The 10986-nt window shown below is 39.4% G+C and carries 6 protein-coding genes; 3 read left to right on the top strand and 3 right to left on the bottom strand.

What is annotated here, in order from left to right:
- Positions 1 to 9 precede the first annotated feature (9 nt).
- Together IQR33_RS01980 and IQR33_RS01975 are read left to right on the top strand one after the other, a co-directional pair.
- Positions 10 to 6174 carry a hypothetical protein gene (locus IQR33_RS01980; RefSeq protein ID WP_193843462.1) on the top strand — a complete coding sequence of 2055 codons (6165 nt, stop codon included), beginning with the start codon at positions 10 to 12 and terminating at the stop codon, positions 6172 to 6174.
- Positions 6175 to 6176: 2 nt separating this feature from the next.
- On the top strand, positions 6177 to 6953 hold the full coding sequence (locus tag IQR33_RS01975; protein WP_025634161.1) for a prepilin peptidase: 777 nt from the start codon (positions 6177 to 6179) through the stop codon (positions 6951 to 6953).
- A 66-nt stretch (positions 6954 to 7019) separates the two neighbouring features.
- Here IQR33_RS01975 and IQR33_RS01970 read toward each other — a convergent pair whose 3' ends face one another.
- The 3 genes from IQR33_RS01970 to IQR33_RS01960 are packed head-to-tail and all read right to left on the bottom strand — an operon-like array spanning position 7020 to position 10037.
- Positions 7020 to 7463 (bottom strand): hypothetical protein, encoded by a 444-nt coding sequence (locus IQR33_RS01970; RefSeq protein ID WP_025634162.1) that lies wholly within the window; start codon positions 7461 to 7463, stop codon positions 7020 to 7022.
- Positions 7456 to 7773 (bottom strand): hypothetical protein, encoded by a 318-nt coding sequence (locus IQR33_RS01965; RefSeq protein WP_025634163.1) that lies wholly within the window; start codon positions 7771 to 7773, stop codon positions 7456 to 7458. Before IQR33_RS01965 ends, IQR33_RS01970 begins: the two co-directional genes overlap by 8 nt.
- Positions 7774 to 7793: 20 nt before the next feature.
- The gene (locus IQR33_RS01960; RefSeq protein WP_025634164.1) at positions 7794 to 10037 is read right to left on the bottom strand and encodes a hypothetical protein; all 2244 of its coding nucleotides are present in this window, start codon (positions 10035 to 10037) and stop codon (positions 7794 to 7796) included.
- Positions 10038 to 10209: 172 nt separating this feature from the next.
- Here IQR33_RS01960 and IQR33_RS01955 point away from each other — a divergent pair, with 172 nt between their 5' ends.
- Positions 10210 to 10929, top strand: coding sequence for a hypothetical protein (locus IQR33_RS01955; protein WP_025634165.1), 720 nt, complete (start codon positions 10210 to 10212; stop codon positions 10927 to 10929).
- Positions 10930 to 10986 lie beyond the last annotated feature (57 nt).

Genomic DNA, 10986 nt, shown 5'->3' with positions numbered 1-10986 from the left:
GGGGGAACTATGAATCACAATACACCTAGTAACATTGTAGAAAGACTAGAAGCAAGTCTCCGAGGCACGGTCTATGCCACTAAAAAAGACCGTAACAAAACTATTTTGAGAGATTATGGACATCCATTCGGACGCTCCAAGAACTCAATGGGTGCTAGTTTAAAGCTTTCCGATTACGTGAATGGAAAGTCAAAAAGTCTCAATGAAACTTATTCGAGGGAATTTGCAGAAGTTCATTGGGCTAAAGCCGCTGCATTGGCCATCCATCTAACATCTGGATTTGAAGTCTATTCAAAAAATGGTATTTCTGAATTCTTTGAAGAGCGTAAAAAGCTCGGAAAAATTGCAAGTGAGCTCAGGGCTACCGGAGACGATGTATATAAAAATCCTGAGTATGTGGCCGCTAAAAACAAAGCATATGAAGCATGGCAACGTAGGTTTAGTCCAGAACACAACTCAGCATCAATCTTAGATAAAACTCACAAAGCTCAAGATTCACTTTTAAGTGAGTTCTCTAGCCAAGCAGTTAAACTTGGGTACATAGATCATTCTTCACTTTTTAGATTAGAGAAGCTAGTTAGAGAAAACATAAAGTCTCTAAATAACGGGGTTCATGAAAATGAACTAGCTAATCCTGCTCAAATGTATCAACACAAAGCTGAACTTTATGAGCTAATGTTGAGCGAAACGTATCAAGCAGACACTAAATCACTGCAGCTTCTTGGTAAAAATATGTTTCAAGAGCACTTAAGTGAGATACAAAGTTACGCAGATAGTCAAAAGTACACAAGCTCTAGTGGTAAGCGCGTTGATTTTGACATTGACCTAAACTCATACGCTGACTCTCCAACTATTGGTGAAAATGGTGCAAAAGTCGGAGGTATCGCTAAGGAATTCCACCACAAAGGCGGTAAAAAGTCAGAATGGTCGGTTGCTGCTGGGATTAGGGTTTTTTACAACGACAAAAATCCGAGTGACATAACGCCAACGGTCTCACTTGCCGTCGGTATTTCGCTTATAGGTCGAGACTCTACATTTATCAGTTTTAAACCTGACTTCAAAGGCTGGTGCGAACGTCTACCTTGTGCCCCTTTGGGTAACGAGGCAAACCTAACAGCTGAGCAAGCTCGTCTTGCTCACGAAACTCGTCAAAAAGAACTAGCGGATAAAATAGCTGCCTCCGCAAAAGAAGCAGAGCTTAAGCATCAACAGAAGATGCAAGAGATAGCTGAAGCTAACGCTAAACGTGAGATCGAGGTTAAAACCTTAATTGATGCCAATTTCGAAAAACCAGAACTCACTAAAGATTCCGTAAAAGGCACTTATATCCAAAAAAAACATTTGGAGGCCTTACTAAACTATCCAGAACTCCATGGTCTGATGAGACTAACATCTTTATACGACCAACCAGCGGTTAGCATTCAAATGGGCCCTAATGTGGAGGAGACTAGAGGGTTACAGTTCTTAGCCCATAATGGCTCTCCCTGGAACAAAGAAAATCCCACTAACAAAATGTTTGAAGTCATGAATGACGACATGAAAAACAATTTTGTTCAACTCGGCAATATTACACCTAAGACAACGATCATAACGAGTGAAGGCTTTGCTAATGGAGGGTCTTTGTTTATCGCCGCTAAGGAACGTGGTTTAGATGTTGCTGTTGTTTGTGCGATGTTTGCTAATAATATCTCTCACGCAATAAAGCGGTACAGCCAGGACTACCCTAACAACCCCCTATTAAACGCCTCAGATAATGACTGTTTTTTAAAAGCCCCTACGAGTGAACACTCGATTAGAGCTCTTAATTTGAATACAGGCGCGAAGGTCGCTCTTCAAGCTTACGACGAATTTGGGGTAAAAAGCTTTAGCGTTGATTGGGAAAAGTTAGATGTACTTCCAGAAGCCACTGCAATTAAGGCTACAGACTACAATAATTTATTCGATATTTTTGAATATGATAAAGCTATAGAAGTTATGGGAGACCAGTTAGAGCTGGTAATAAGCAACAATACTACACCATCAAAAGAGTATGTCGCTCCCAGGAAATTTCTGGATGCAGAAAGAGATAAATTCACTGATATCTTTGATGCATATGGCATCGATGGGACCCTACTAACCACTAGCTTTCCCGTTGGAATGCAATTCGAAACTCCAAAAGCAGTATCCGTAGAACAAGAGCGAATAGATCACCGAGTCTCTGAGCTACCTGTTCAAGAAGCTAACGTAGCTCCTAATGAACATAATATAGAACGAATAGTGTCATATTCGCTACAACGTCACATCGACGGAGATTGGCAAACTATTGAGAAAGCAGACACCGCTAAAGAAATTTTAATAAACCTAGAAATTGAAAAGGGACACGCAGTTCAGATAGCTTATGAGAAGTTTTCTCAAGCTGAAAAAAACCTTGATAGTGCTTACACCAAAGCTCTCGAATATGTTGGTTCAACATACAGATGCTTTGACGAGGAATCAAAAGTACCTTTTACTTCCGCAGATACATACAACGATATTAGGGATATTCAATTGGCCCATGATGTCGTTTTGCTTGTTGAGAATGAAACGGGAACATTTGCTAGACCAATAAGAGTTTCTGAAGATGGTGAGCTTGTTATCGGAGGTAGTAAAGGGCTGAAACAACCGAGATACAACAGCAGAGCAGACCTTGCACAAGACATCAACGCTGTAGTCGAATCAATATATTTTAGTAACAATAATTATCAGTGGCTTACTGATCATAACTTTGTATTACGAGATATTGATGCAGATGGTAAGCCAGACAGAACTACTTCAAGGACATTTGAGGAAGAATTCGGCCTCAGCGTATCGGAAGTAATGTCTACATTAGTGGACCCAAGGTCGATACAAGCAAAGCTCGAAAACTCAAATCAGACAATCAAAATAAATTGTACGACGACAAACGAACTTGAACCAGTAACTGAATTAGAAATTGACAGTAATGAAGTTGCTTATGAGCTTGACAGAATCAGCTCTCAACCAAACATTATTGATATCGATACATCTGCTTTTTCTAGTGCAGATCAAAACTTCTATATCGAACCCGCTGAGCGGCAGTCAAAACCTTACACAGTTAAATCATTTGCACCTAATGGAGCTGTAAACGGTAACTATGAGTTCGATTCATTGGCTCTTGCAGAGAATAAAATTGACGCATTGAATGGCACTAAATTCACCATACCTACAACCGTTTACTATATTTCAAAGCATGGTGAAACGCCTATATCAACAACAATCGACCCTGTGGATTTACCGCTATTGCAGCCAAAAGCACCACTGCAAGAGGAACCTGGTCAACTTTCTCGAGAACTAGAAACCTGCTTAGTACAAATTGATTCAACAGATTGGGGGACGTACGAACTCCCAATATCAAATGATACCCCGATAATGTTGAACCAAGAGGGTAGCTGGGTTAATGCATCAACTGGAGAGCCGACAAAGACTCTTAGCTTAATTGAGCTATACAACATCGAAAACGCCCATACAGAAGGTTTAGATAACGATAATGAATTAACCTTAGATAGTACCAACTTCGCAGAGCTTGCTGCCGATGGTGGCTTCGATATTGATTTCAGAGAACAATATACAGGCTTGGACCATGATCTTATTGAAACCACACATGAAATAGAACCCATTGTCGATGATTTCAACTTTGATATTGACACATTAGCTAACCTTGACATGAATGAACTGGAACCTGAAATAGAGGGAGCCCAGTTAGAACAGCTCAAAGAAAATATAGTTGATGCTATTGACCTAGAAACAGACAACGAGCCTGTAAACCACGAGCAAGAACTGACTAACCCTGACGCTTGGTCCGATGAACTCACTCACGGCAATCATAACCTGGAAGAGAGCATTGAGGTTGAGGCAGAAACGGATAGCCCAGAATTACTCGATAATGCAGATGACTGGTTGGATGAATTATCTGAACTTGACGCCCCATCGTTTAAACCCTCAACAATCGACCCATTAGAGAGCGATATGCCTGATTTTTCAGGTATGGAAGACGTTGAATGGGGTCTTGATGATTTCGGCATAGATGAGGAAGAGCAAACCATTAGTGTTGCTGGCTCAGAACATGTTGAAAACCAGGGCACAATAGATTTGTTTGAGTTAGCTGACCAAGAAGTGGAAGTCCAATCCGTATCTAACGAACAGCCATCATCTGTAAGTCAAGCAGAAAGACACAGTATAGATACGACAATCAATGACGTAAGTATTGAATTGGGTCAAGTTGACCCCAAGTCCGATGGACTGGATCTTAAGCATCAGAAAACTACAGGGGTAGGCGAGCGTTCCTTGGCTGAGCAATCTATGGAGAAGATTGATAGAACGACAGATGTGCTTGTCAACTCTACAACAAGACCACCAAACAGCGATGAACAAGTAATAAAAACTAATACTGGGGCAAAATCATTAAGTCAGCTAGTGTTAGATGAACTAAATGCTACAAGTATTAACTTTAGTGACCAGTTCACACCAAAAGATACTTTTGTTGGAATTTCAAGCTTTACGACGGTAGGTGCCTGGGCCGATAGTTCGAAATATTGGAAATCAACAACCACTGTAGAAGCCTCTACTTTGAATGTTAGAAGTGAAATCGATTTACCTTTAGTAGACGTAGAAGCTCCAGATGTTAATGTGCCAACAACAGAACAATTAACGTCTATATTCGATAAATCTAAGCAGAAAGCTTGGAATGAACAACGAGCCGCAAACTCAATCCAGGCGCAAGTCGAAATGTTTGAGGAAATTGCGCTTTCTGAGAACCAAAACTTTAATGCGAACCTAGATGTTGCACCAGACCTTGATGGTACTTCCTCTTCCTATAACCCTAATAGTGAACAGACATCCTCAGATGCGATACCGTCAAAAGACACAACAAGCCCTGACATAGAAAATACAGCTCCTGCAAACGAGATAAAGGATGAATCCAGAAATGGACAACACCAAAGTGAGATAGAAAAGGAACTTTTAAAAGTACTTCAGTCACTCAAATCCTCAGATAAGGAGAGTGTGGCCCATCTTACTGGACTACTTACAAACATAGCTGAGAGTGCAGCCAAAAATGCCATAGACGTCCATGACGTTACAAGTAGAATTGAGACACCACATAAAGTAGAAGTGACTAACCAATCAGAGGAGCCTATCCAGGTTGTAACCAAAACATTCTCGGAGACAACAAAGGTCAATATTAATGACTTCGACTTCGATGATAATCCTGATGTAAAAGCTTATGTGAAACTTGCTAATGAACTTGTAGGCGACAAAGGACAGTCAGCTATACAAAAGAAAGCAGCCTTCCTATACGCATCAAAGACATCTCCAGAATCAGATACCAAAGAGCTAACTCAAAAAGCACTTGAAGTATTGGTATCAATAAAAAAACCTGAAGACAACTTAGCTAAACAAGAATATGCATCTAAAGCTAGTGAAATAGGCAATTGGTTGGCGACTGAAGCTAGAGTGGGGATGATGATCGAATCTACACGCAATGAGCAAGGCTACGTGACGAAATTTTCTGCTCTTGATAAAAAGCTACACGCAAAGGTACATGAATATCTTACCACGCCTTCAAGCCCAATTAAGGGCGCTAATGACCCTATATACTTTAGTCGAATTTGTCTAAAGGACGCTATTGAAAAACGTCAAATACCTGAGGATACGCTTAGGCAAGCTCTTTTCGGCATATGGAATAGCCCTGTGGGTAATACAGGTGAACTATCTAAATACTACAACAAAGTTGCTACCAGACTGCACGAAACTGGAGTAAGGAAGGTAGTTAACGATCTTAAAGAGAAAGGTATTATTGAGAATGACCCTAGTAGTAGACAAAATCTACTGTATGAAGACCCACTAGATGGGACACAAAAGTCCTTAAAGATTTCAAGTTTAAAATCTGCAGCAGCTGGTTTGGTAGCAGAACGTGAAATACAAGCTGCAAAAGAAATGCCTCGAACAGCGAAGAAGAATCAACGTGAGCCATACAGCTACTTCGTAGCTAAAGCATTTGAGAATCTAACTGAAATTAGTACTCCTTTAAAAACGGAGATTGATTTGGATAAGCCATGGAGAGCAACATTGCGAAGAGGTGATGGTTCGCGTTCTGATATGAACTCCAAAGAGCAAGAAACTATGGAGATTACAAGATAACAATGATTTCTTATCTGTTCCTGGTAATTACTGGTAGTCTCATTGCAAAGATCACTTATGTCATAGCTGGATTACTGCCACAAATTGAAGAAGATGAGATCAGAAATGATCTCATCACCTATTATCCTGAATACTCTTTAGAACCAAGTAACCGTGAAGGACGGTTTGACTTCACTAGCTTATGCAAAAGTGTTGGATACTGGGTACCTTTCTCCTGCATTGCTGGTGGCCTGAAGGGAAACAACCAAACTTATAAAGAGGTATTTGTATTAGAAATTACCGTAGCCGCTTCAACGGTGACTCTATACCAAATAGCAACTTCATTTGAGCAGTTTCTTTTAATGCTCATTTTCTTTTGCCTAACAGCAATGGCGTTTTTGGTTGACCTAGCGAGTCAATTTCTACCAGAAAAACTAACAAATTTCATTTTATGGTCTGGTTTGGTTCTGGCTTGTACAGAGTATGGCTATCTATCTTCCGAAGAATCGCTTAGCGGTGCTTTATTAGGGTATGGGCTTCTTTACCTTTTCAATACTATGCATAAAGTGCTTTACAAAAATATTGGAATGGCAAATGGTGATTTAAGGCTGGGGGCTGGTATAGGGGCTTGGGCTGGCGTAGAGATAACAATGCTCACAATACTCTTTATGTTTGTGTTCATCGTCATAACATACATAAGAGGAACGAGAGGGCAGTATCCACTGGGGCCATATATAGTGATAAGCTCTTACATAGCATTCATAGTCAACAATCCCAGTTTTTTAACTATTAATTTTTAAATTAAAGCAGCTATCGTAGCTGCTTTATTTTCTAATATGAATAGTAATATGGGCCCTACCAAACCACTACCTCATGTTACTTTCATCCAACCCATATTCTGTCTCCGCTAAATCGAGTAGCAGATTTAAAAACTCATCATTCGTTGAAGACTTAGCTACTCTCTTACATAAGGAATCAAACCTTTTTTTGGTAAGCTTAGACAGTGCCATTGTGGTTGTTGAAGTTTTATCACGAGATTTCGCAGCATGAAACAAACCGACGAACTTATCTACTCTAGACTCTGGAAAGAAAACCAATAATTGCATGAAAGTAGACCGAATCTTCTGTACATCCGTTTCATCAATTTTATTAAGCTGAGATTGAATTGCTTTAGATGTTGTACGAAAACCATCCGGGTCATTGCAGTGGTTAAGTGCCAAAAAATTATCGTTAGCATCCAGAATCCACTTTAAAAACTGGTAGTTATTTGGCCCACGTATGTTAACTTTTTTGCTTAATGAATTAGACATGAGTATCGGCCTTTTTATACAGCGTGAAAAACACGGTCGTCCATAACCAAGCTAAAACGTAAAATCCCTCGCCGGGAGGAGCTGTAAGCAAACATCCAATAGATACAATTACCACTGCAACCTCAACGGCCTTTAAGAGGGTAGGAGATAGTACTCCACCTTTGAACTTATGAATGATGCATAGCAAACCAAGTACAAATGCCGACGTCATAAAGACTAAGACTGCATTTCCTTCAACAACTGATGACACCAAACTTACGGTAGCAAATAGGGCAAGTAACATCATAAATTTGTTAAAAATCTTTAGCATTTGTACTCCTGATCTCTTAGTTATATATACTCAAAGTCAGCATGCTTAGAAGCTTCAGTACCTACGTACGAGTATTCCGCTTTTCTCACACGAACAAAGAGGGGGCTATAGCTATTATGTTGGTTGAAGTGGCCAACAGCATGGTTTCTTTCGTCAGCGATAGCTCTTTCGATTAAAGCTGATTTAAACTCGCTATACGTAGTGCTCCTATTACCATCGGAATCCTCAGGTAACTCCAAAATCAAATTCAATATCAAATCTGAAAATTTATCATTTGGTTCTGGTAGCTCAGAGTCGAGTCTATCGAGTAAGGAAATCGAATCTGATATCACACGGTAGATTAGAATATCAGTAAATTTAAGCTTCTCGAGATCATTAGAAAACTCAGAATCGATGCCTTCAACTCTGTTTAGAATTGAGCCGAGAACATCGTTAATAGCAACGTCTGACTTGGATTTGAGTATTTCTTCATCAACCTCACTACTTTTGAGTGACATCAGAGTAGAACAAAGCTCATCGACAACGATTTGAATTGATTTTTCATAAATTGAGTCTCTTGTAGTTAGCAATCGCTCGCAGAATGACATGTGTCTTTCAGCAATATGAATCCTTTCAAGTTCTGAGTTCAACAAAGATCTCCTAGATTCACCTGCCTTTTCATACTGAGAAACTTTTCTGTTTAATCGTTGCAGTTCCTCTTGTAACTTATCAACTCTTAACGAGAAATCAGAGCACTCTGCTTTTAACAAACGTAAGTCAGAAGAGGTTGATTCAAGAGATTCGATTTTCTCAAGCTTCACCTTCTTATCTGCCTTAGCTTTTCTCAACTGTGTACGATTAGATGCAATTGAAGCGTTAGCTTTCTTGGCTCGTTCAATATATAAACTGGCAAGTTCAATTAGTCTTAGATAAAGAGGTTGTCGAGCGCCTTTATAAATGCTTCTTTGAGATTCAATAGCGCTTCTAGTGCATCTCTTTAAAGAGTCAACGCTATCCCTATTAAAAAGCACGAGCTGGTCTTTCTTAAGAATAATGTCCTTAGCAATAAAATCTTCAAAACGTTCGTCATACAGCTTTGCTGTCCTCTCAGATATCTCTTTTATGCTTTTCTCGCGGAATTCAGAGTTACTTAACGTTTGGTTTGGTGCATTCTTTAGTACGTCCATCATTATTTCTTCTGAACGACGAAGAGAAACATCAACGTTATCCAGTAACAGCTCAGTAGGACGAAGAGTATTGCTCTCATCAATCGTGCATAATCCCGCTCTAACGAAATACATTAAAGCGTCTTGCACTTTGAAAGGTATGTCAGAACCATAAGAGACATTATTCAATAAATTTGAGCGCTCTTGTAGAAACTCTAAATCTGAGTCACTTCTTAATGCGCGAGCTTGGGCCCGTACTGCTCTTGATATTTGGCATGAAAATAGGGCAATTGAAATCTCATCAACAACTTTAAAAATCTTAGCTGCAAATCTTGTAATCCTATTATCTAAAGAGTTAGTTAGGGTCAAGTAGCCTAATCGCTCATCTAGCCACATGAAATCCTTATGACAGATAAGCAAAGAGTGAGCTAATTCCTCTCTTTTATGTACAGGCAGCTTTTTAGGCATGAGAGGTAGTAAGATTTGCTCTTGTATCATCCCATTGAACTTTACAGCTCGTTCTGCGTGGTTAAGAAGGTTTTCTAACTTAACGTTAAAGTTGTTTGGAATAAGGAAAAGCGTAGACTCTTTAGTATTTCTCTCACGACCCTTTATACGTGTGTCATTGAACTCAAAATAGAGCCTCTTAATTTTGAGTTGTCTCGTGTCGACTTTTGGTCTGAACTCTAGGATTTTCATCAGCCCCAAAACATTAAATGGTTTTTCACTAAATGCTTCTTGATGTCCAAGCTTGGGGTTAAAACTCTGATATTTGGGATCGGCTAAGCGTTGGGCAAGTAGCCCAATTTCAATTGGGACCTGAGAGTACAGGTAATCAAACAGATTTTCGAAAAACTCATCCCACGATTTAACTAGTTCCTTGCCAAACGAATCTACAAGTACACTCTTGATGACACGGATTCTTTCGGTACTAACAGTTGCTTCTGGGTACTCCACGTCAAGAAATTCTTTAATCTGAGCTTGAGTATGTGGACCCTCACCATTTAGCCCTAGTGCCAACTCTAAAATTCGGGCGTTGCGTTTGGGATTCTCTAGTAGTTCAATCTTTTGAACAATGTCTGCCAGCCTAGAGATAAGTAACTTTTTGGTTTTTGGCATTCTTATCACCTTAAATCAAAGGTTTACTACTTTTGTATTTATTATATTGCGGTAATAACCATATTGCTAAGAATTCTATTATATATTATAGCAAATGTTAAGTCAGCTTTGTGTTAATAAAATTAGATATATGCTATAAATGGACTATAAACAATAGAAAGTGGAGTTCACAATGACTGTAGAGCTAGAAGAGTTAAAAAGCCCTTGGGTGGAACTGTATGAACAATGTTTAGAATCAGCATACGATTACCCTTACAGTGACTTAGAAGGTTTCCCTGGCTTATACGCCAGAAGACTTAAAACAGCAATTTTGCTAAAACAAAATAGGAACAAAAAAATCAGTATAACTGAAGCAAGTACGATTGCAGATAGAGCAGCAAAACACACCCTAGTCGAACTTAGGGCTAAGTTCACAGAGCGTTGTAGTTTTTCACACATCAAAAACGAGCTCAGAAAGGGTAGTGCTAGCCAGATTCCAGGAAGAAAAATAATAGACAATGGTATGGCTGCAAAATTCATGAACATTGTCGTTGGTTTCCCTACCTATAAACTAAGTTCTAACGAGATTAAATTTCTCCTTTCGAAATTCGATAGTGACTTAGTACACTACGATAGTGAGAAGTGGTACATAACGATCAAGGTTTTTGAATTGCATTTAGAAGAGGCGGAACCGACACCACAAGAGATGGCTGTTCTGGATAGCGTTGCACGATCTTCAATTCCTAGCATTATTGCATACACATTGGACTCAGATTACAAGATCGACTGGAAGGACTTTTTTAACGCTGTTAAAGCAAGAGTTAAAGAAACAGTTAAACAAGGTTTTAATAGGTTCAAAAGTCGGAAAGGGGACTTAGACAATGAACAAATTGAGGCTCTCTTTGACGAATAAAATAGGTACCAACTCCTTTCAAAAGTGGGGCTTAACTAAACAGTGCTAAGCCCCATT

The organism is Vibrio sp. OPT46 (assembly GCF_015163535.1).
In the GTDB taxonomy this organism is placed as follows: Bacteria; Pseudomonadota; Gammaproteobacteria; order Enterobacterales; family Vibrionaceae; genus Vibrio; species Vibrio alginolyticus.
The sequence above is the reverse complement of the archived record's forward strand: the minus strand, read 5'-3'. Positions and strand labels throughout refer to the sequence as shown.